14 protein-coding genes and 2 pseudogenes are annotated in these 22,276 nt (G+C 54.1%); 11 read left to right on the top strand and 5 right to left on the bottom strand.

Annotated elements, in window-relative coordinates:
* Positions 1–252 precede the first annotated feature (252 nt).
* Positions 253–2,358: a hypothetical protein gene (locus LZ463_RS10460; RefSeq protein WP_241455569.1), complete on the top strand. Its 2,106-nt coding sequence runs from the start codon at positions 253–255 to the stop codon at positions 2,356–2,358.
* An 80-nt stretch (positions 2,359–2,438) separates the two neighbouring features.
* On the opposite strand, the gene LZ463_RS10455 is transcribed toward LZ463_RS10460, so the two are convergent.
* On the bottom strand, positions 2,439–5,261 hold the full coding sequence (locus LZ463_RS10455; protein WP_241455568.1) for a choice-of-anchor Q domain-containing protein: 2,823 nt from the start codon (positions 5,259–5,261) through the stop codon (positions 2,439–2,441).
* Positions 5,262–5,759: 498 nt separating this feature from the next.
* Between LZ463_RS10455 and LZ463_RS10450 the strand changes: the two genes are divergently transcribed.
* Positions 5,760–7,190, top strand: a complete 1,431-nt coding sequence (locus LZ463_RS10450; protein WP_241455567.1) for a diguanylate cyclase domain-containing protein — start codon at positions 5,760–5,762, stop codon at positions 7,188–7,190.
* Positions 7,191–7,381: 191 nt separating this feature from the next.
* Positions 7,382–7,598 (top strand): annotated as a pseudogene (locus LZ463_RS10445) (transposase); the annotation flags it as partial.
* A gap of 1,582 nt (positions 7,599–9,180) precedes the next feature.
* Here LZ463_RS10445 and LZ463_RS10440 read toward each other — a convergent pair.
* The gene (locus LZ463_RS10440) at positions 9,181–10,641 is read right to left on the bottom strand and encodes an efflux transporter outer membrane subunit (protein WP_241455566.1); all 1,461 of its coding nucleotides are present in this window, start codon (positions 10,639–10,641) and stop codon (positions 9,181–9,183) included.
* A gap of 118 nt (positions 10,642–10,759) precedes the next feature.
* Between LZ463_RS10440 and LZ463_RS10435 the strand changes: the two genes are divergently transcribed.
* From LZ463_RS10435 to LZ463_RS10415, 5 genes are all read left to right on the top strand, one after another.
* Positions 10,760–11,443 (top strand): TetR/AcrR family transcriptional regulator, encoded by a 684-nt coding sequence (locus tag LZ463_RS10435; protein ID WP_241455565.1) that lies wholly within the window; start codon positions 10,760–10,762, stop codon positions 11,441–11,443.
* A gap of 83 nt (positions 11,444–11,526) precedes the next feature.
* Complete coding sequence (locus LZ463_RS10430; protein WP_241455564.1) at positions 11,527–12,636, top strand: efflux RND transporter periplasmic adaptor subunit; 1,110 nt, start codon at positions 11,527–11,529, stop codon at positions 12,634–12,636.
* Positions 12,633–15,701 (top strand): efflux RND transporter permease subunit, encoded by a 3,069-nt coding sequence (locus tag LZ463_RS10425; RefSeq protein WP_241455563.1) that lies wholly within the window; start codon positions 12,633–12,635, stop codon positions 15,699–15,701. Before LZ463_RS10430 ends, LZ463_RS10425 begins: the two co-directional genes overlap by 4 nt.
* A 41-nt stretch (positions 15,702–15,742) precedes the next feature.
* The gene (locus LZ463_RS10420; RefSeq protein WP_241455562.1) at positions 15,743–16,552 is read left to right on the top strand and encodes an oxidoreductase; all 810 of its coding nucleotides are present in this window, start codon (positions 15,743–15,745) and stop codon (positions 16,550–16,552) included.
* Positions 16,553–16,626: 74 nt separating this feature from the next.
* The gene (locus LZ463_RS10415; RefSeq protein ID WP_241455561.1) at positions 16,627–18,039 is read left to right on the top strand and encodes an OmpP1/FadL family transporter; all 1,413 of its coding nucleotides are present in this window, start codon (positions 16,627–16,629) and stop codon (positions 18,037–18,039) included.
* Positions 18,040–18,230: 191 nt separating this feature from the next.
* Here LZ463_RS10415 and LZ463_RS10410 read toward each other — a convergent pair whose 3' ends face one another.
* The 3 genes and pseudogenes from LZ463_RS10410 to LZ463_RS10400 form a co-directional block, all read right to left on the bottom strand.
* Positions 18,231–18,899 carry a TetR/AcrR family transcriptional regulator gene (locus LZ463_RS10410; RefSeq protein ID WP_241455560.1) on the bottom strand — a complete coding sequence of 223 codons (669 nt, stop codon included), beginning with the start codon at positions 18,897–18,899 and terminating at the stop codon, positions 18,231–18,233.
* 337 nt (positions 18,900–19,236) lie between these two features.
* A complete protein-coding gene (locus LZ463_RS10405; protein WP_241455559.1) occupies positions 19,237–19,638 on the bottom strand; it encodes a YybH family protein in 402 nt (133 codons plus the stop codon).
* Positions 19,639–19,729: 91 nt separating this feature from the next.
* Positions 19,730–19,930 (bottom strand): annotated as a pseudogene (locus LZ463_RS10400) (TetR/AcrR family transcriptional regulator); the annotation flags it as partial.
* A gap of 114 nt (positions 19,931–20,044) precedes the next feature.
* Between LZ463_RS10400 and LZ463_RS10395 the strand changes: the two are divergent.
* Genes LZ463_RS10395 through LZ463_RS10385 form a run of 3 tightly spaced genes read left to right on the top strand, consistent with a single transcriptional unit; the run spans position 20,045 to position 22,224 of the window.
* A complete protein-coding gene (locus LZ463_RS10395) occupies positions 20,045–20,938 on the top strand; it encodes an NAD(P)/FAD-dependent oxidoreductase (RefSeq protein WP_241455558.1) in 894 nt (297 codons plus the stop codon).
* A gap of 50 nt (positions 20,939–20,988) precedes the next feature.
* Complete coding sequence (locus LZ463_RS10390; protein ID WP_241455557.1) at positions 20,989–21,366, top strand: antibiotic biosynthesis monooxygenase family protein; 378 nt, start codon at positions 20,989–20,991, stop codon at positions 21,364–21,366.
* A 57-nt stretch (positions 21,367–21,423) separates the two neighbouring features.
* Entirely contained in the window at positions 21,424–22,224 is an 801-nt protein-coding gene (locus LZ463_RS10385) for an SDR family NAD(P)-dependent oxidoreductase (protein ID WP_241455556.1), read from the top strand.
* Positions 22,225–22,276: the final 52 nt, after the last annotated feature.

The raw sequence follows: 22,276 nt of genomic DNA, 5'->3' as shown, positions 1-22,276 counted from the left end.
TTGATGCTTGTATTTATTGCAATAAATGCCAACATCGCGACTGTCAGGCGCTTAACCACTTGCACTGTGGAAGCGGCGCGTGATGAATACGATTCCGGGTTATAAGCGGGAGAGATGGATACAGTACCGTTTATCTTTATCCAGCGATATGATAGTAGGTTTCAATTGCTGCTTCGATGACAGTCTGCGGCGCAAATGCTGGCAGGTGATGTACACGTGCCCAGTGTATGAAAAATCCTTACGGAAAATAATATGACATTGAACGCCTCCGCGCCGACTTCAGGACTGTCGGACAACATTACATCTTCAGGAACGGTCTTGAAAATTTCGCCTTCGCTCTCAGACGCGCAGACAGATGATGTGGCGAACATGGTTCTGGACATACTGAACAACTACGCGGTCAACCTTGATACAAAAAATTTTCCGGCCAGCCTGTATGCGGAATCGCTGTTGTATATGGTTTACTGGTTTCATCGTCTGCGTGATCCGGTTCGCAAGGAGGATATTGCAGACTGCGTAGGCAGATATTTAAACCAGGCCCCAGGATCAGAAGTGGTCAAGGCCCTGCTGTCGGACCAGCAGTTGAAGGTCCAGGCAAAGCAGCGCATAGACCAGGGTGTCATGGTGCGCAAGACGGTTGATGTGCTGGTCATGCGCGACGGGCAGCATGGCCGCGAATTCCTGACACTGGACCGTGCAGTGTTCCCTGAAGGTATTGCTTTGCCAGGCGGCTTGCTGGTGGATGAAGATGAACAGAATGCCAGCGGTATTCCCGGTAACATCTTTGCTGCACTCAGGGTCAGCGCCAGCAAGGTGCTGGGAACTGCAACGCCAGAATACGGTATTGCGGAAGAGGGCGGGCGTAAATACTATTTTGCCCGCAATCAAACAGCGAAGGGTGAAGGGAACGAAGCCCGTATTTACATGGACAGGACGGTGACGCACAGCTACCGCGATCATCTGAAGGAAATCGCTGTTCCATCTGACCCGCGCCATATCGTTGATACCATAGGATTCCTGGTTGAAATTACCGACACCGGCAAGGTTCATGGCAGGTGGCTGCCTGAGAGCGTGATCACGACGCCGTATGCAAAAGAAGGCTCGTTTGCCTTTGGTCATCACAAGCAGATAGCGGCGTCACTCATCGCCAAAAATTTCACGAGGACACAGGGTGTTTCCCATCATGAATGGATACGTGAATGGGTCAGGAATCCGGTGGATTTATACCGTGAGTTGCGCCAGCGCTTTGCATCGCATGACAATAGCCTCAACACACCGGTGCTTGAGTTGCTGCCAGTCGTTGAATATTTCCGCAGCCAGATGACACTCCCGGCGATGGAAGAAAAATGCCGCAACGACGCGGCGCTGGCTTTCATGCGCGACCAGATGCTGTACAAGCTGCATCACGTGACGATACAGAATGGTGCGATGTGCCCTTATGAACCTACCTTGCGCATCCTGTTCGAAGTGGTAGGTTTTTTTGATGTGGTTTGCCGCACCGAGAAAAATTTGAGCACGCATTTCCAGAAGAAATACTGGTATCGCTATGAAGAGCTGATGCGCCGCATGCCGGAGGTCATTATCATCCCGACCTTTGACAATATCTCGGCAACTGACCTCATGAAGATACGCGGTACACCGGTGTATTTTATCGGGGTGTCAACCGAGTCTGTATATGTCGATGAGTTCTGGCAATCCCCGCTCGAATTTCTCATCCATGACCTCAATCATGCCTGGAAGATGATGGACATGGATGACCGTTTTTTCCAGCACAGGCCAGAAATCAGTCGGGACGAATTGATAGCCAAATCAAATGACTTTATCCGCGACTACTTCCCGACGATAGCGATACAAAAGACAGATACGGAAGAGCAAAAGGAAATGAAAAAGCTCAAGAAAATCCTGCTGTTTGAAGTGGGGCATGAAGATGCCAGGCCTCTGCTACCAGAGATCATCAGCGAAGCATTGCTGGAGGATGAAGGCTATGAATTTCCGGATATCGTCGTCCGCTATGATGAGAGTGGCAAGCAGGCCTACCTGGAGCAACGTACCATACCGGGTATCACAGCGCTTTCTTACGTCAGGCATAAATTGCAGCATGGTTTCTTTGACCAGACTGATTCGCAAAACATCCAGATTGTCTCACCCAGATATCGTAGCGTGGAATGGATAGTCAGGGCGACAGAAGAATTGCTTGCTGAAATGCAGGCGACGATTCCAGCCGCAGTTCAGGCTGAAGGCTTGACACAATACCTGACGCGGCAGGCGTGCTCTCGCGGGCCGGCGATACTTCATGCACCTGAGAATCTCGACCCGGCTGTCGATGAATATGGAGACGGGACCGTCTCGCGGGAATAGGTAGTTCATTTTTGGAGAGTGCCAGTGCTTGGGCTGGCACTCCCGGTGTTGTTCAACATCTGTTTGAAGCTGGGCAGATGCTATTGCCCCTTGATGACGATAACAGCAGCCTCCCAGCCTGGGTATCCGGCGCCACTGCCACCTACCGTACCAGAAATACCAAATGCACCTGTAGCATTTGGCGTCAATCCATAAATACGTGAAGTGATCGCCGTGCCGGATTCCTGGCTCACCAGTTGCCACGCACCATTCGTGCTAAACGGGATGGCATTGCCGAATCCCAGATCAACGAGCGCAAGAACGAGATCATTCGCCCTGGTGCTCGTCTGCGTTGATGAGGACAGGGCTGTGCCTGCAAATCGCGGGCCTGTGCTGGTTGCCACAGGAACGTCGAGCAGGTTCACCGCATCGGCATTCTGGATTTCCACCAGATGTATGCTGCCCTGGTTGGGGATGCCTACTGTCAGCTTGTAGATACCTGATGCGGTGGCTTTTGCCGCATACAGATCAGTGCCCATGCCATCCACATAGATGCGTCCCAAGGATGTGAAAGTACTGATGTCTGCATGCCCCTGGTTATCAGACAGGGTGCCTGATATGCCCAGCGCATTATTGTTCACACCCACGGTCACCAGTATCCAGTTACCTGCCGACACATTGCCCGGCATCTGATGCACGCTTGTTCCAGCGGTGATCACGCCAGAGTATTGCTGGCGCACGCTGGGTGGAGTGGATGGATCAGGGTTGCTTGCCAGGTTGGCGGCACAGCTTGCCGTCGTCCCGCCATTGCTGCCAGAACAGCTCCATGCCCAGCTCTTGCCGGTAAATGACACCAGTGAGGCCACACCAGAAGAGCAAAGCTGGCTGCTTGGTGCCGCGCTGAACGACATGCCATTGGCAGCACCGCACATGCCATTGACAGGTGTGGGTATGGGTATGACCGCGCCGCTGAGTTCAAATGCGCCTATGTCCTTGCTGTTGCCTTGCGGACGTGCAGTATTGCCGATGTCGTCATTGACGGCGAAAATGTCAGGCTGGTTCGCTGCATCCACTGCCGGGCTGCTTGCCTGCAAGCTGTAGTTTGCCGCCGCTGCATCCTTGAACAGCGGGTTGCCAGAGACGGCCAGGTTATCACCCAGTGTCGCTGGTAATGGCACGCTCTGCCCATTGCTGAAGTACAGGTTTTGCTTGAAGTCGTAGCTGGCCGTTGTTGACGGCGTACTGTAATCAATCAGCCAGGTCGTACCAGACTGGGTGCCGGGGCCAAAGGCAAAAATATTATTGTAGAACTTGTTATGTATGCCAGCGCCGCTGCCAAAACCTTCATCCATGATATAGGCCTTGTATCCCGAAGCACCGGTCATGGCGTTATAGATGGTATTGTAGGCAAACCACATGTTCTGTGTCGTGGCAGTGGAGTTGATGCGTATCGGATATGACTTGGTGCCGGTAATGACATTGTTCCAGCTACGGGCTTCATACGTGCCCATGTGCGTGCTGCCCTGGTCATTGAAATTGATGCCGTATTTGGCGGCATTTTCCAGCCAGTTGTGGTGTATGCGTATGCCGGTAAAGCCCTGCCAGATGCCGCCGTGCGGAAGTGTGTAAGAGCCTGCACCGCCTTCATTGTCATTGAACTGCACGGCTGAACCACCGGTGATATTGTGTATCCAGTTATAGGCAACTTCCCAGTCCTGTGCCGTGGTATCGGCATAGATGCCATGGTTCTGTAATTCGCTGGTGCCGGCGATGTCGTGAATGTTATTGCCAAGAACCTGGTTTCCTTTACCGTGGCCAGAAACACCCGCCGCATTGAGCGTTGCAGAATTACCGGCGACCCATGGCCCCAGTTCATTGTTGACCACACGCCATGGACCAGCGGTGTACTGGAAGTTGACAGGTGCTGCATCGCGGGCTGCACCGCCCGCTACATCCATGCGCAAGTTCGATATCGAGATATATTCGCCGGTTGTGCCGGCAATGGCAGACCAGGGTCCAGCGATACCGCCCGATGCGCTGGCCGGTGTCGTGTAATGCACATCCTCAATGGCGTTGCCATTGACCGGGCCAGGGTAGGCTGTGATATGTATCCATGCTGAAGGGCTGCCGTTCCTGGCATAGGTGCCGCCGCCAAAGCGCATCCAGGTTTTGTCTTGACCATTTGTATCATGCCAGGCGCCGCCGCGTATCACGACCTGGTCGCCCGCTTGCATGGCAAAGTAGGCACCCTTCAAGGTGCTCATGTTCTGCAATGAACGCCAGGGTTTGGCAATATTATTGACCACCGCGCTGGTGTCAGAGCCGGACAAGGACACGAAAAGTACCCGGCCAGCACTTGGCGTAAAGGTGTTGTCAGTATTTGATGACGTGCCATTAAACACGACTTTGACAGGCAACGCGCTGCCTGCAGGCGCCCCGCCAAGCGGGCCTACCTGTACCGTGATTTGCTGCAATCCAGTCTTTGCGCTTGATTTTGCATTGCCCAGATAACGGTAGTTGGCCACTTCCTTGTCGTTGATATAAACCCTGGTATTCGTACCGAGGTCGCTCGCAGAACCAAAATTCTTGCCGAAGATGGAAAGATAGCCACCCTGGTTGTTTTCACCACCTGTGGTCGGTGCGCTCAGTGTGTCGGTAAACAAAATTTGCGGTGCAGGGCTGGTGCTGGAGGCGAACCCCTTCGCAGTGCTTGCGCTCAGTAGGGGCGAAGCAGTCTTTGTCGTTTGTGCCAATACATTCTGCGGGAAAGAGCTACCGGTTGAAGCTGGTGGCGGGTTCGATGTCTGTACCTGTGGCGCAGTTGAAACCGTGCTATTGTTCGCACCACCGCATGCACTGAGCAGGGCGACTACGCTGGCCTGCAGCATCCACGACATCCATCCAGACTTGCGAAATTTATACATCACTGTACCTTTTGAAAGAGCGCTTCCTGGTAAAACAGGTTGGGCGTTGTCATGGTCAAGAATAAAAGCAAATGCTGGCAGATTTAGCATTTATTCACAATCGTAATGATTTTTTGTTACCAAAATCTACAATTGGTAACCTGGGGTTTTATGAAGCTGGCAAAATCTGCACGCAACAAAAACACCGCTTGAAATAACAGATGGTGCTTTTTGCTTTCAATGTGTGCGGGACGATGTTACGGACTATTTGTTATTTCGATAAAACTGTAGAAAAAATGTTGGTTCGCTGCTGATATCAAGCAGTGAAAGAAATGAGAAGTTAATGTTATGTCAGCGTGATAAAAATCCTGGAATACCCGCCAGGGGAATTGAAAAGCTCATGGAAAATCAAGCAGCAATAAGTAACAAAAAGTGGCGAATCCGCTATAGATTGAAAGCGAATTCGTTCCGAAATATCCTAAAATAAATACTACGTATAAACCTGCCTGGGGTCGCAAAATGAAAAAAAATAAAAGACAACTTGACCGGTTAGAACGAATCATTGAGACACAATCACGTCTCGTTCAGGCAGACCTGGACCTCACCGCATTCATGCAGCTTGTTGTCAATACATTACAGGAACTGACAGGGGCCAAAGGTGCGGTAGTCGAACTGGTTGATGGCGACTATATGGTCTACCGTTCTGCCAGTGGCGCAATATCCCAGCATGTTGGCTTGCGTCTGTTGAGAGCAAACAGCTTGTCAGGATTGTGTGTCAGTAGCGCCCAAATCCTGCAATGTGATGATACTGAGACCGATTCGCGTGTTGATGCCAATGCCTGTAAAAAAGTGGGTGTCCGCTCCATGATCTGCACACCGCTTTTTGAACGTGGCCAGCCAGTGGGTGTCCTCAAAGTCATGTCCGAGCAGGCATACGGTTTTGACGAAGAAGATTTGCAGACGCTGGAACTCTTGGGGGCGGCCCTGGGGGCTGCGCTTGGCAAGCAGGTTGCTTTTGATGAGATGCTGCGTGTACAGGCACAACTACGTTCAAGCGAAGAGCGGATACGCACCATCCTCGAATATGCCAACGATGCTGTAATATCGATAGACAATGCCGGCATCGTGACGCAATGGAACCGCACTTCTGAATCCTTGTTCGGCTGGACCAGTAATGAAGCCATGGGCCGCAATATTGCGGATCTGATCGTGCCGCCTGCCTTCAGAAGTTCCTTTGTCAATATCCTGACGCATCTGGGCAGGCTAGGAAAAAAATCCACAACCGCGCGGCGCGAACTTCTCGCTGTTGACCGGTATGGCAAAGAGCTTTCTGTCGAAGTCAGTTTGAACGTTAATAATGTTGCAGGCCAATTCGAATTCACGGCTTTTCTGCACGATATTTCTGAACGCAAGAAATGGGAATCCACCCTGAATGAAATGGCCTTGTCAGACGGCCTGACCGGGCTCCCCAACCGCAGGCATTTCATGCAAGTGCTACATCATGCAATACTCAGGCAACTGCGGCAAAACAATGGTCTGGCTTTATTGTTCATGGACCTGAATGGGTTTAAAAAAATCAATGATACGAATGGCCATGACACAGGGGACGCCGTGTTAAAGGAATTTGCGAAAAGAGTGTCAGGCTGCCTGCGTGAGAACGATACGATGGCCCGCCTTGGCGGTGATGAATTCGTTGTGCTTGCCGAAGGTGTACGGGTATTGGAACATGCCCGGATTTTGGCCGGGAAAATAGTCGCCGCGCTGGATCTTCCACTGCCCGGTACAACTATCATGATGTCAACCAGTATCGGTATCAGCATTTACGATTCTCCGGCGAATGCCGAACAATTCCTCAAGGAAGCCGACATCGCCATGTACAAGGCAAAACAAGGCGTATCCAACAGAAGTGCAATTGCTGCATTTGTGGAAGAAACGCCATTGATCAATTGATCTGGTGCTGGTGTCGACGCTCATTTAAACCGAACTGCCTGAACATCTACCTCATCTACATCAAGCACTGACGAAACCGTAGACAATTTAAGTCTGAACCGCTTTTTCATTTAAGGAATCTCTGATTAAGTAAACGAACCCTGATTCAGAGACGTTAATATAAGCATGTTCCTTGCCGAATCTTAGACGCCATGAAGCAGGCAACATTTGCCGAAGGTGGATTTGAACGCTACGCCAAGACGACGGAGCGGGCAGTGTTTTTATCAGAGATGAATCGTGTTGTGCCGTGGGCCATGCTGTGTGCACTGATAGAGCCCCATTATCCCAAAGCAGGTAGAGCGTATGCTATGCATTTATTTGCTGCAACGATGCTTCAACCTGTCAGACTCTGCCATTGAGGAAGCCTTACCCGCGCGGCGCTAACTGAGATCAAAAGACACGGGGCCTACCTATATGGATTGTCAAACAGCCAGTGTGATAGACGATATGTATTGCAACTTTCAAGCTGGCTTAGGACAGAAGCGGATAAAAATCGGAAACAGCGACGCAGCCTAAAACAGCTTCACCTGAATTTGAGAGAGCTGGGATTTGAAGGGACGTATGACAGGGGGGAGCCTTCGCCAGGAAGCAGAAGGTGGATCAAACTGATTGGGGCAATTCAGCTAGCAAACGAACAGCTTTATCAACTACCCAATGAAAAGGCTTCCAATAAATCGAAATATCTGCCCGACTTCATTATTTGTTTTCACACAGATATTCATGGTTTGGTCTATTCACCAGCAAAGACCGAGATCAGGGGCATACTTGATTTTGAAAGCCGATATTTAAGAAATAGCTTGATTAGCAATTCCTAATTTCATCTGATATTCTATATAGGTCTTGCAATAGGGGGTAAATCTTGGAAGTAGAGATATACAGGCCATCAAGTTTTTTGAGAAATGCACTTGGACGAGCACAGCCGTTGTCCGTATTCTTCAATGGGAAGAAGGTGGGCTCTTTGAAAACGGGTGAATCCAAGTCGATTGTTGTGCCCGACATGACTGGCGTCCTCCAAGTTGGAATGACCAAGGCTGACGAGGGGCTTGAACTGCAGACCAGCGACGATAGTCTAGATATTGCGGAGTGCTCCGTTTCCAGTCCTCGATACGGAATAAACATTTCTGACACAGGCAAACGGCTTGAGGCAGGCACGAACATGTGGGTCGTTCTCGATGTCATCAGTCTTTGCTACGTCCCCTATTTCGGACGTCGAGTTTTCTACATCCGTTGAAAACCAGCCGACAGGCGCTGCCAGAAACCGTCTGGCGGAAAGATGCTTAGCTGCTATAGCCAGCAACGATGATTGTTGTTACTGGCCGGCCAAGTGGCATGCCAGATCCATCGGCGATGATCACAATATCCAAAATTGTATGATCTACTTCCAGCCGTTGTAGAGATCGTGTCGTATCGTTACCGCTAGACCAGAAAAAAATCGGAGCTAAGTGTAAAAAATTCAGAGCGCGAGTTAAATAATTTTAAATATCAACGACTTACCTTTTTGTAAGACATTATTTTTTGAACTAAAAGACCGTCTGGCTCTGAACTTTCAGGTGTTTCATTCCGCCAACTCTGAACTTTTCGGTTCACCCAATTTATTCAAATCTTTTCGTCGCATCTACTCAATATGTCATCTATTACCATCTAAAAAAGTGACGATCTATGGTTGGTTACGACATAATTTTTGATTGCTCGTAAATTGAAACAAGCTCTCAGCGCGGACAACGGTTGGGTCTAACGAAGGTAACATTTGTGAACCATAGTGGCCAAAACAACTCATCCGTTCGCTTTTCTTTGCGCCATTATTCAAACCTGCCGAAAATCTCCAGATATTGCGTTATCTTCAAGTTTATGGTGTGGCTCTGGCAAGATGCTATCGCACAACGTCAAGCAGGATAGCGGCCATGCCATGATGACCAGGACGAACGCGTGCATTTGCTTGCTCATACTGAGACTATCTGCTTGCCATAGTTGCGGGAAGGTTGCCCTGCCAGCCACCACCTAGCGCCTTGAATGCCGCAACCGCCGTGCGTGCTGATTCGGTTTGTGCCTGTGCTTGCATGTCGGAGGCGCGTAACAGGTTTTCGTCCGCTTGCAAGACTTCAATCAGGCTGACGACGCCTTTTTGATAGGCTGCAAACGAGGCACCTCTTGCACGGCCCAGCGAATCCACACCCTGGGCTAGTATACTGGCTTGATCCTCACGTTTGACCAGGGCCGAGAAAGCGTTTTCCACATCTTCGGTCGCACGCAGCACGGCGAGCCGGTATGCTGCCAGTGCTTCGGCTTCTTGTCCCTTGGCCAGGCCAATCTGCGCATTGATGCGGCCAAAGTCGAACAAACGCCAGCGCAGACCCAGCACACCAGCTGCCTGACTGGCACCACTGGTGAACAGGTTGCCAGCAGATACGGAGGTCGCGCTGCCCATCAGCCCACTAAGAGACAGTTTGGGATAATACTCGGCAACCGCCATGCCGATACGGGCATTTGACGCTGCCAGGCGGCGTTCTGCCACGATCAGGTCAGGCCGGCGCCGGAGTAAATCACCGGGCGAGCCGCTCGCTGCAATTTGCGGGGCAGCCGGAATAGCAACGGTATTGGTCAGGTCCGCCCGGTAAGTGCCAGGTGGTTTGCCCAGCATGACATCCAGCGCATTCATGGCCGTATCCAGCCCTGTTTCGAGGATGGGTACCGATGCCCGTACCTGCGCCAGCGCGCCTTCGGCCTGTCGCACCTGAAGTTCAGCGGCCAGTCCCTTGCCGTACAGCAGATTGATGGTGGCGAACAGGTCTTGTTGTGTCTGCACTTGCTTGCGGGCGATATCCAGGCGGGCTTGCAGGCCGCGAATACTAATATAGATGTCGGCTACCTGTGCTGCCACCGCCAGACGTGTTGCCGTAACGCCAGCCTCTGAAGCCTGATAGTCGGCAAGTGCCGCTTCCCGGCCACGACGCACACCACCGAAGACATCCAGTTCCCAGCCAACAGTGAGATTGGCTTCATAGGCGTTGCCGTAGCGATCAAAATGGGGCTTTGAATTCAAGATTTGTCCCATTGGCGTTTCAACCGACTGGTAGGCGCGAGCACCCTGGGCATTGATGGTGCCGGATGGCAGCAGCGCGGCATTGGCTGCGCTGAGTCCTGCCTGTGTCTGGGCGACACGGGCGGACGCCTGGGCGAGATCCAGATTTTGCTCCAGCGCAAGTTTGACGAAACGGGTCAGTTGTGGATCGCCAAAGCCTTCCCACCAGATGCTGAAGTCAGCGCTGGCTTTGGCATGCCTTTGCTCAATCGCGGTTTGACCCAGATAGCGGTCTGGCATGGCAGGGGCAGGTTGAAGGTAATCCGGCCCGACAGCACAACCCGCTGCAAGACTGGTGACGACAAACATCAAAAGAGAGCGTTTGATAGGCATGGACATCTCCCATACAGTGAAGGGACTAAATAAAGGGAAAATCGAAGAAATTGAAGTGACTATATCATGAAATAGTCACTCGTTGTGTAAACCAAATTTAAAAGGTAAGCTATCGGGTATGAGCAAAACAACCACCCCAAACACCCCAGGCCTCGTGGCCGGCACCGCTGACATTGTAGCAACGGCCACCTTGGCGACCACGCATCCGGGCACAGCCCGTGGCCCCGTTGACCATGAAGTGCGGAATCAGATTGTTGTCGCGGCCACCGAGCACTTTCGGCTGTATGGCTATGAAAAGACCACGGTCTCTGACCTTGCCAAGGCCATTGGTTTTTCCAAAGCCTATATATATAAGTTCTTCGAATCCAAGCAGGCCATAGGTGAGCTGATTTGCGCAAATTGCCTGCGCGAGATCGAAGCCGATGTCAGGGCTGCCGTTGACGGGGTCAAGCATCCCCCAGAGAAGTTCCGGCGTATGTTCAAGACTATTGTTGAGTCTGGCCTTCGCCTGTTTTTTGAAGATCGCAAGCTGCACGACATTGCAGCTGCGGCTGCTACCGAACAGTGGGAATCGGTACGCGCCTATGAAGAGCGCATCAAACTCATGCTGCAAGAGATTCTGCGACAGGGTCGCGAGACCGAAGAGTTTGAGCGCAAGACACCGCTTGATGAGACTACCGCAGCGATCTACCTGGTCATTCGTCCTTATCTCAATCCCTTGATCTTGCAGCACAGCCTGGGTTCTACCGATGATGCACCGGCCCAGTTATCCAGCCTGGTGCTGCGCAGCCTTTCGCCATAAACACAAAATAGTTGAGTGACCATTGACTTAATTGGTCACTAGTACCAAAATAGGAATCCTATTCAGTTCTATATGGGATTCCTATGTTCCGTCGCCTTGTTTCGTCTGTTGTCATCTCAGCATTGCCGCTTGCGCTGGTCGCTTGTGGCGCAAAACCGCAATCAGATCCACGTACCGAAGCGCCGTTGGTACGTGTGGCTACTGTGCAGAGTGCAGTCGCCGCATCACGTACTTTCACGGGTACCGTCGCCGCCCGGGTGCAAAGCGATCTTGGCTTCCGGGTTTCTGGCAAAGTGCTGGAGCGCCTTGTGGATACAGGGCAAACGGTGAAGCGCGGGCAAGTGCTCATGCGTATCGATCCGGTTGATCTGAAGCTGGCAGCCCATGCCCAGCAAGAAACGGTTACCGCCGCCAGGGCGCGGGCGCAGCAAACAATGGAAGATGAAGCCCGCTACCGCGACCTGCGTGGAACCGGCGCGATATCGGCCTCCGCCTACGATCAGGTGAAGGCGGCAGCCGATGCAGCCAAAGCCCAGCTCAATGCCAGCGAAGCCCAGGCTGAAGTCGCCCGCAACGCCAGCCACTACGCAGAGTTGCTGGCAGATGCTGATGGCACCGTTATGGAAACGCTGGCCGAACCCGGCCAGGTCGTCAGTGCTGGTCAGGTGGTGGTAAGGGTCGCCCGTGCCGGGCATCGCGAAGCAGTCATCCAGTTACCGGAAACCTTGCGCCCTGCCATCGGTTCAACTGGTCAGGCCACGCTTTTTGGCAAAGAGGGTCTGACTGTTCCGGCCAAACTCAGACAACTCTCAGATACTGCAGACCGGCTGACCCGCAGCTTTGAAGCGCGGTATGTGCTGGATGGCGAACTGGCCAATGCTCCATTGGGCGCTACTGTCACCATTCAGATTGCTGGCGGACTTAGCGTTGCGCAGGACAGCTTACGTGTACCTATTGCCTCCCTGTTTGATGCTGGCAAGGGGCCAGGGGTCTGGGTCATCGAAGGTGAACCGGCAAAGGTTACCTGGCGAGCCGTCAAGGTCCAGCGTCTGGATGACGATGGAGGGTACATCACAGGACAACTGAAGCAAGGCGACCGGATTGTCGCACTCGGCACGCATTTGCTGCGCGAAGGTGAGCAAGTGCGGGTGACCAGCCTGGCCGCCGCCACAACCCCGGGAGTGACGCCATGAGCGAAGCCCGCTTCAACCTGTCGGCGCTTGCCGTGCGCGAGCGGTCCGTCACGCTGTTCCTGATCTTCCTGATCTCGGTAGCAGGCATCCTCGCTTTCTTCAAGCTTGGGCGTGCAGAAGACCCGCCGTTTACGATCAAGCAGATGACTATCGTCACCGCATGGCCGGGCGCCACAGCGAAGGAAATGCAGGATCAGGTCGCTGAACCACTGGAAAAACGCATGCAAGAGTTGCGGTGGTATGAACGCACCGAAACCTACACACGTCCTGGTCTGGCGTTCACCATGGTTTCCTTGCTCGACAGTACGCCACCTTCCGAGGTTAAAGAAGAGTTCTATCAGGCCCGTAAGAAGCTTGGGGACGAAGCTAAAAAGCTGCCTGCCGGCGTCATCGGACCACTCATCAACGACGAGTATGCCGACGTCACATTTGCGCTCTTTGCGCTGAAAGCCAAGGGCGAACAGCAACGCTTGCTGGTACGTGATGCGGAAGCGCTGCGCCAGCAACTGCTGCACGTCGCAGGTGTGAAAAAGGTCAACATCATCGGCGAGCAACCCGAACGCATTTTCGTCTCTTTCTCGCACGACCGCCTGGCCACATTGGGCGTCGCGCCGCAGGATATCTTTGCTGCGCTCAATAACCAAAATGTATTGACCCCCGCCGGTTCCATCGAGACCAAGGGGCCGCAGGTCTTTCTTCGTGTCGATGGCGCGTTCGACAACCTGGACAAAATCCGGCAGACCCCGGTTGCTGCCCAGGGGCGGACGCTGAAATTGTCGGACGTGGCGACTGTCGAACGCGGTTATGAAGACCCGGCGACTTTCCAGGTCCGCAACAACGGCGAACCGGCACTGCTGTTGGGCATCGTGATGCGTGACGACTGGAACGGGCTTGATCTGGGCAAGGCGCTTGAGGCGGAAATCACCAAAATCAACGCCAGCCTTCCGCTGGGAATGTCATTGACGAAGGTGACTGATCAGTCCGTCAACATCAGTTCGGCAGTGGACGAATTCATGGTCAAGTTTTTCGTGGCCTTGCTCGTCGTGTTGGTGGTCTGCTTTGTCAGCATGGGCTGGCGCGTCGGCATCGTGGTCGCAGCAGCGGTACCGCTGACCCTGGCTGCTGTGTTCGTCATCATGGCGGCCACTGGTAAAAACTTTGACCGCATCACGCTTGGTTCGCTGATTTTGGCGCTGGGCCTGCTGGTGGACGATGCCATCATCGCCATCGAAATGATGGTGGTGAAAATGGAAGAAGGCTATAGCCGTGTTGCGGCATCTGCCTATGCCTGGAGCCACACCGCAGCCCCCATGCTGTCCGGCACGCTGGTCACGGCCATCGGCTTCATGCCCAATGGATTTGCGCGTTCTACGGCAGGCGAATACACCAGCAATATGTTCTGGATCGTCGGCATTGCCCTGATCGCGTCGTGGGTGGTGGCCGTCGTATTCACACCCTACCTGGGGGTGAAGATGCTGCCAGACATCAAGCAGGTTGAAGGTGGGCACGAAGCCATCTACAACACCCGCAACTACAACCGTTTCCGGCAAGTGCTGGCGCGTGTCATCGCCCGCAAATGGCTGGTGGCAGGTACAGTCGTCGGGACGTTTGTGCTGGCTATCGCGGGCATGGGGCTGGTCAATAAGCAGTTTTTCCCGACCTCTGACCGGCCAGAAGTGCTGGTTGAAGTGCAGATGCCGTATGGCACTTCCATTGAGCAAACCAGTGCCGCGACGGCAAAGGTCGAAGCCTGGCTCGCGAAGCAAAAAGAGGCCAGGATCGTGACATCCTACATCGGCCAGGGTGCGCCACGCTTCTTCCTGGCGATGGCCCCTGAATTGCCCGATCCCTCGTTTGCCAAGATCGTCGTGCTCACCGGTGACGACAAGGAACGCGAAGCCCTCAAGTTCAGGCTGCGTCAGGCAGCGGCTGATGGGCTGGCACCCGGGGCGCGTGTGCGCGTTACCCAGATTGTGTTCGGCCCCCCTTCACCATTTCCCGTGGCCTACCGCGTCATGGGGCCGGACCCGGACAAGCTGCGTACGATCGCCGCGCAAGTCGAAAGCATCATGCACGCCAGTCCTATGCTTCGCACCGTCAATACAGATTGGGGGCCGCGTGTACCTGCCTTGCACTTCACGCTCAACCAGGACCGGCTTCAGGGTGTTGGACTGACCTCTGCTTCCGTTGCCTTGCAGTTGCAGTTCTTGCTGAGTGGGGCACCGCTGACCGAGGTACGCGAGGATATCCGTTCTGTGCAGGTGGTTGGTCGTGCGGCTGGCAATATCCGCCTCGACCCGGCGAAGATCGCAGGCTTTACGCTGGTCGGTTCGGCCGGGCAACGTATCCCATTGTCTCAGGTAGGTACCGTCGATGTACGTATGGAAGATACCATGCTGCGGCGTCGTGACCGCACGCCGACCCTCACGGTCCGTGGCGACATCGCCGAAGGCTTGCAACCGCCGGATGTTTCCAGCGCCATCATGCAGCAATTGCAGCCAGTCATTGGGCAGCTTCCTGCGGGTTACCGGATTGAAATGGCTGGCTCAATAGAAGAAGCCGGTAAGGCTTCTACGGCGATGCTGCCGCTGTTCCCGATCATGATTGCGCTTACGCTGCTGATCATCATCTTGCAGGTCCGCTCGATCTCGGGGATGGTCATGGTGTTCCTGACCAGTCCACTGGGGCTGATTGGTGTGGTGCCGACGCTGCTTTTGTTCCGGCAACCCTTCGGCATCAATGCGCTGGTTGGCCTGATCGCGCTGTCCGGCATTCTCATGCGTAACACGCTGATATTGATCGGGCAAATTCGTGAAAACGAAGAGGCCGGGCTGGAACCTTTCCGTGCTGTTGTCGAAGCGACTGTGCAACGCGCCCGGCCTGTGATCCTGACGGCATTGGCAGCTATCCTGGCCTTCATCCCACTGACCCATTCTGTCTTCTGGGGGACGCTGGCCTACACACTGATTGGTGGCACCTTTGCGGGAACGATTCTGACCCTGGTGTTTTTACCGGCGATGTATTCCATCTGGTTCAAGATCAGGCCAGCGCCATCGCAAAGCTGACTTGCCATTCATCCCGATTTACCTTTGCAAAAGGAACTGTTATGTCGAATTCTAAAGTTGTCGTTATTACCGGCGTGTCATCAGGTATCGGGCGTGCCGTAGCCATGAAGTTTAGCAAGCAGGGTTGCCGGGTATTTGGTACCGTGCGCAACACCGCCAAAGCCCAGGCAATATCAGGCGTTACCCTTATTGAGATGGATATCCGTGACGAAGCGTCAATTGAGCGTGGCATCCAGACCATCATCGACGAGGCCAAACGCATCGACGTGCTGGTCAACAGTGCAGGTGTGACCCTGCTCGGCGCGACGGAGGAAACCTCGGTTGCCGAAGCGCAAACCTTGTTTGACACCAACCTCTTCGGCCTCTTGCGCACGATCAAGGCTGTGCTGCCACACATGCGCGGGCAACGTTCTGGCCGCATCGTCAACGTCAGCTCGGTACTGGGCTTTTTGCCTGCGCCGTATATGGCACTGTATTCGGCCTCCAAGCATGCGGTTGAAGGGCTGTCAGAAACCCTGGATCATGAAGTGCGTCAATTTGGCATCCGCGTGGCGCTGGTGGAACCATCCTTCACCAAAACCAACCTGGATCTGAACGCGCCCCAGACCGCCTCCAGAATTGCTGACTACAGCAAAGAACTGGCCATCGTTTCCCAGGCAATCCAAACCAACGTCCAAAAAGCGCCAGAGCCCGATGGCGTTGCCACCACCATTGTCAACGCCGCCTTAGGTGCATGGAAGATGCGCCATACGCCCAAAGGTGAGGCGTCTCTTCTGGCCAAACTGCGCCGCTTCATGCCCGCTGGCCCTGTTGAGAAAGGTCTGCGGAAGACCTTCGGGCTGGCCGGGTAATCTTGCTGAGAAACTGTATTGAGAAACTGTACTCATGAACTACCTAGACGATTAACAATGACGGAGACTACACCTTGAACCCAAAAATCCTTACCCTGACCATTGCTGCCGCCCTGGGCGCTGTATCTATGTCCTCCCACGCATCTGGCTACCGTTTTGGTTCCCAGAGCGTTTCTGCCCAGAGTACCGCTGACGCCAACGCTGCCGAAGCAGGCGATGCTTCGACCATCTTCGCCAATCCGGCTGGCCTGACCCGTCTGGACGGTACCCAGATCGTCGGTGGTGTGACTGCCGTCATACCACATTCGACCTTCACTGATACCGGCTCCAAACGTTTCACCGGCACCAGTTCTGGCGGCCTGACGAGCCAGGATAGCTACACACCGGGCATGGTGGCGGCACCGTCCCTGTATGTCAGCAAGAAACTTAACGACCAGTGGACCGCCGGTTTTGGCCTGTTCGTGCCTTACGGTACCAAGCTGGATTACGATAACAACTGGTCTGGCCGCTATGCGATGACCAATGTGAAGCTGGAATCGGTCAACCTGAACCCATCTGCCGGTTTCAAACTCAACGAGCAGCATTCTTTTGGCTTCGGCGTGAGTGCACAGTTCATGAAAGCCAACCTGGGGCAGGGGGTTGATGTACCCGGTTCCATCGCCGCCCTGACTGGCACACCGGCCGCCACGGCACTGCTACGTAGCATTGTTGCCGCAGGCGGCAATCCGGCTGTGCTTGCAAGCGTCAAGGATGGTCACGGTTCTATGGATGGCAACGACTGGGGTTATGGCTGGAATATAGGTTACTTGTTCCAGCTGGATCAGGATACGCGCCTGGGCCTGTCCTACCGTTCTTCGGTCTCGCACAAACTGAAGGGCAGTGCGGTGTGGGATTTCAATGTCACCCCTGATCAGGTAGTTAACAAGATCATTGCCGCCAACTCGACCAAAAGCAATTCTGCCGTACTGCTGAATGTTCACACGCCCGAGACTTTCTCTGTCAACGGTTTCCGACAAATCGACTCCAAATGGGCGGTGATGGGTGATGCTACCTGGACACGTACTTCACGCTTGCAAAACTTGAATATCCAGTTTCCAGGAACCGTGCAGGGCGACGAGGTGATTCTCCAAAATTGGAAAAATACCTGGCGTTTCTCAGTGGGAACAAGCTACAAGCTCGACGAAAAGTTCACGCTGCGCGGTGGCATAGCCTACGACCAGTCGCCAGTTGCCAGCACCACTCTGCGCCACCCGGCTTTGCCAGATGAAGACCGCATGCAGTTATCGCTGGGTACGAACTGGAAGCTCAACAACAACGCGTCCATTGATCTGGCGTATTCCTATCTGCATTTCCGGGATGCGGATGGCAGCTTCAAGAATTCTTGCTCGCCGCTGATCAGTGGATGCACTGGCAACGGAGAACTCACCCAGGGTACCTGGAAAACCCGTCTGCATATGATAGGCGTGGCTTACAACTACCAATTCTAAGTCGAACGGTTGCCATGTCTTTGCCAAATTTTTACAGTGAGTTGTTTCATGTAATGTCCTCTATTGAGTGGTGAATGGCTCAACGGTGTACCGATAGTCCGGAAATTTGGCAGCAAGGATGATGAACGTTGAATGGCACACAATACCGGTGCTGCCTGGCCGGATATTGTGGTCGCCTCACGATGCCATCATTATTTCTTGACCTGCCGATGGGTATGCGTGACCTTTTCGATGCCACCGTGCCCGGCGATAAACATGGCGACGGCGGACCTGCAATATGATTCGATTTCGTGGTCATCCCCGGCTCTCGCCTCGTCGAAGCGTGCGATAAGCAAGAGATCGGATCCCTTGAAAAGCGCGGCAAACAAGCGGGCAGACCGCATAACATCGGGCACGTTGAGAATCCCCTTCGCGTGCAACTGACGCAACTTGGCCTCAATCTCGGCGATGACATGGGCGGGCCCGGCTTCGTAATGGAGCTTGCTTAACGACTGTTGATTCGTCTTATCGGCCAAGACCATGGCTTCGACACTGCGGACGTCTGGTCTCAACAGCGTGCGAAGCAGGGATGATCCCATCACCATGAGCTGATCTTCGGCCGAACCGTCGACGCTTTCAGAAAGGGCCTGTGGTGCAAACGGATGGCAGTGGGCCACCATGGCTGCGCTGAACAGAGCCTCCTTGTTCTCGAAGTGCCGATAGATACTTAGCTTGGATATCTTCGCCCGCTGGGCGACCTTGTCCATGGTCGTCGCTTGAAAACCCAATTCCACAAAGAGTTCGCTGGCGGCGTCGACTATCGTGTGGCGAAGCGCCTCGTTGGCGGGCCGGCCACGCCGGCCCTGGCTGCTTTTGGTCATGATAATTACAGTTCTTGATAGTATTCTATTTCTTGGGTTGCGGTACTACGCAGCATTTGAAATGTGCAAGCCAAAGATTGGATTTTCCCCTGCCTCCCCACGTCGAACTTCCCTGTGCGGCCCGGCGATAGTCGCTTGGGGTGTATAAATGGACTTAGAACCTATTTGCGATCTTACTGCGCGAGCGTGATCGAGGCTCATGTGCTGCTCAAAATGCTCATGTACCTTAGTACATTCCGCTTTTTGCGCTGCTCTTCACCCCGCTGACGCACGCTCGCTACAGATCGCAAACAGGTTCTTAGACAAAACGGTCGTTCATGTAGACAGATCAGGTTGTCTAGCTCGTCTTGGTAGTGCAATATCTTGCAATATTCCAAGCTCCATCAGCCGATTTCCGCATTAGAAAAAGTTCTTCATAGGTGGCGGGCGCGACCTCTCCGGTTGCCTTGATGGTTTCAGTGCCCTTGGTCGCACTGCGAACGAACGCCCAATCAGCACTTGTTTGCACGACCTCTTTGATTTCATAGGCCATATTGAAATCGATTTTCCCGAAGACGCCGGGGTAAATCTTTGCGAGCGCCTCTTTGCCTGCGGATGAGGGCCTGCCGGGAGCCATCAATACGCCGTCATCGGCATATGTTGCGATAACACCTGCAACGTCCTCGCGATTAAAGGCAGTCAGGTAAGAAACCGCAGTCGCTTCGATCGCGGCCAATTCTGTGTTCAGTGATTCACTCATGATCTTATCCTTCATCATTTTCTTCCTTCTTGCTTGGTTGGCACAATGATTTTTAAACCTCGGGGTCACACCGGTGAAAGGCAAGGCGAGTGGCCGTGCTGAACCAGGCGCCCTTGCCCTCAAAGTGTCGATAGATGCTGAACTTGGATATCCTCGCTCACTGGGCGACCTTGTCCAATGTCGTCGCTTGAAAACCCAATTCCACAAAGGGTTCGCAGGCGGCGTCGACTATCGTTTGGCCAAGTGCCTCGTTGGTGGGTTGGCCGCGCCAGCTCTCACTGTTTTCGGTCACGACAATTCCAGTACTTGACAGTATTCAAATTCTGGAATTATGATACCATGAAGTATCTTAAATGTACAAGCCAGCCCTAACCCAACCCTCATCCACAACACGGAGCCCATCATCATGAATGACGTCATCATCATCGGCGGCAGCTTTGCCGGCCTCGCCGCCGCCCTGCAGCTTGGCCGTGCCCGCCGCAAGGTCATCGTTCTCGATACCGGTCGGCCACGCAATCGCTTCGGTCACCACTCGCACGGCGTTCTCGGCCACGATCACAAGCCACCGCTGGACATCCTGGCCGAGGCGCGGCAGCAACTGGCGCGCTACCCGGCGATCAGGCTGGTCAATGCCCGGGCTGAGAGCGTGTCTGGTGCCATCGACGATTTCTGCGTCGTCACTGACGATCACGAAAACCTAAAGGCACGCCGCCTGATCCTGAGCTACGGCGTCGCCGACCAGATGCCTGATGTCCCGGGCTTTGCCGAAAGCTGGGGTACTTCCATTGTGCCTTGTCCCTATTGCGATGGCTATGAAGTCGCCGACCAGCATTGGGGCGTCGTCTGGTCTGGCCCGCAGTCGCACCAGTCCGTCAGGCTGTTTCGCGACTGGACAGACAAGTTGACTGTCTTCGCCGATGGTCACGACATTTCGCCCGAACTCCGGGCCGATCTGGCGCACCGCAACGTACCCGTCGCCGATGGCCGAATCGTCGAGATTGCCCATCACAAGGGCCATATCACCACCGTCAATCTTGATACCGGCCGCAATGTTGCGGTCGATGTCCTGTTCGCCCAGCCGCGCAACAAGCCATCGGCAAGCCTGCATGAATCACTGGGCCTCGCCACGGTGGATACACCCACCGGTGTCGCCATTAAGGTCGATGAGCGCCGTCAGACCAGCATGCCCGGCATCTACGCCGCCGGCGACCTTGCCACACCTTTCTTGCCCTCGGTCACCCAGTCCTCATGGCAGGGCGCGATGGCGGGTATCTTTGCCCAGCAATCGATGCTGGCTTGAGAGTAACCAGTATCGATCACGCCAGTTTCAATTCATACAGGAACACCACCATGACCGACCCAAAGCCATTCACCCCCTTAGATGACAAATTCCCGCTTCACCGCCAATTCGGCATCGCGGCCTCACCAGTCGTGCTCATTAACCTATTCACGGTCGATCCTGTCGACGAGGCGGGCTTCCTGGATGCCTTTACGGCGGCTGCCGGAATGCTGACAAAGCAGCCGGGCTTCATATCTACTCAATTGCACCGAGCAATCGGCGATAGCCCGACCTACCTGAACTATGTTGTTTGGGAATCCACCGAGATGGTCCGCGCCGCGCTCACCCGTCCCGAATTCGTGGCGATGCTTTCTGGCTATCCTTCATCCGTCGTAGCCAGACCGCACCTGTTCCAGAAGGTCGCCGTCCCTGGTTTTTGCACGGCTTGATGGTGGAATTGGCGACTGAGCCCCTTTCGTTAATTTAAAGAGTTAAGGAAGAAAACAATGTCGAAAGAACTTATGAACAACTTCGCTGGAAAATGGGCTCTGATCACCGGGGCGTCGAGTGGCCTCGGCCTTGAATTCGCAGATCTGCTGGCTGCGCAGAAAGTCAATCTCGTATTGGCGGCCCGACGGCAGGAGTCGATGGAAAAGCTTGCCTCCGATCTACGCCGCAAATACGGGGTGGATGTGTTGGTCGAGGCGATCGATCTTGCCTCGCCGGGCGCGGCCAGCCGCTTGAAAGGCAGTCTCGACGCGCGGTCGGTGACCATCGACATCTTGTTGAACAACGCCGGATACGGCTTGCACGGCGATTTATTGGAAACGCCGATCGAGCGCACTGCGAACATGATCCAGCTCAACATCACGACGCTCACAGAGCTGACCTATCTCTTCGGCCACGATATGGCCAAGCGGCGATCAGGACATATACTTCTCATCGCTAGCCTCATGGCCTTCCAGGCCGTTCCCAGCTACGCGGCCTATGCGGCGACCAAGGCATATGTACTAACCCTTGGCGAGGCCCTGCACGACGAATTCCGCCCGCATGGTGTGGTTGTTACCACTCTCTGCCCAGGGCACACCGCGACAGGCTTCGATGAGGCAGCTGGCGCAACCACATCGGTCTTGCTACGTCTCCTCACCATGCAGCCTCGTCCGGTCGCCGTAAGCGGCATTCGGGCGTTGCTGCAAGGAAAGGCTATGGTGGTCGCGGGCCTGTTAAACAAGATAGTAGCCTTTTCAAATCGCCTGACGCCGCGATCAATGCAAAGGGCTACGTTGAAAAGAATAGTGGACGCTTAACGCCTGGGGCGCTGGTGTCTGGGGTTTTTCGAACAAGCCGAGGCTCTGACTG

The organism is Undibacterium paludis (genome assembly GCF_022568815.1).
Taxonomy (GTDB): Bacteria; Pseudomonadota; Gammaproteobacteria; order Burkholderiales; family Burkholderiaceae_D; genus Undibacterium.
Note: the sequence above shows the minus strand (reverse complement) of the source record. Positions and strands in the feature narration are given on the sequence as shown.

Coding starts and splice junctions, on each gene's coding strand:
- LZ463_RS10440 (WP_241455566.1), bottom strand. CDS start 10,641: ATGCCTATCAAACGCTCTCTTTTGATGTTTGTCGTCACCAGTCTTGCA.
- LZ463_RS10455 (WP_241455568.1), bottom strand. CDS start 5,261: ATGTATAAATTTCGCAAGTCTGGATGGATGTCGTGGATGCTGCAGGCC.
- LZ463_RS10425 (WP_241455563.1), top strand. CDS start 12,633: ATGAGCGAAGCCCGCTTCAACCTGTCGGCGCTTGCCGTGCGCGAGCGG.
- LZ463_RS10435 (WP_241455565.1), top strand. CDS start 10,760: ATGAGCAAAACAACCACCCCAAACACCCCAGGCCTCGTGGCCGGCACC.
- LZ463_RS10395 (WP_241455558.1), top strand. CDS start 20,045: ATGAATGACGTCATCATCATCGGCGGCAGCTTTGCCGGCCTCGCCGCC.
- LZ463_RS10390 (WP_241455557.1), top strand. CDS start 20,989: ATGACCGACCCAAAGCCATTCACCCCCTTAGATGACAAATTCCCGCTT.
- LZ463_RS10430 (WP_241455564.1), top strand. CDS start 11,527: ATGTTCCGTCGCCTTGTTTCGTCTGTTGTCATCTCAGCATTGCCGCTT.
- LZ463_RS10385 (WP_241455556.1), top strand. CDS start 21,424: ATGTCGAAAGAACTTATGAACAACTTCGCTGGAAAATGGGCTCTGATC.
- LZ463_RS10450 (WP_241455567.1), top strand. CDS start 5,760: ATGAAAAAAAATAAAAGACAACTTGACCGGTTAGAACGAATCATTGAG.
- LZ463_RS10410 (WP_241455560.1), bottom strand. CDS start 18,899: ATGACCAAAAGCAGCCAGGGCCGGCGTGGCCGGCCCGCCAACGAGGCG.
- LZ463_RS10405 (WP_241455559.1), bottom strand. CDS start 19,638: ATGAGTGAATCACTGAACACAGAATTGGCCGCGATCGAAGCGACTGCG.
- LZ463_RS10420 (WP_241455562.1), top strand. CDS start 15,743: ATGTCGAATTCTAAAGTTGTCGTTATTACCGGCGTGTCATCAGGTATC.
- LZ463_RS10460 (WP_241455569.1), top strand. CDS start 253: ATGACATTGAACGCCTCCGCGCCGACTTCAGGACTGTCGGACAACATT.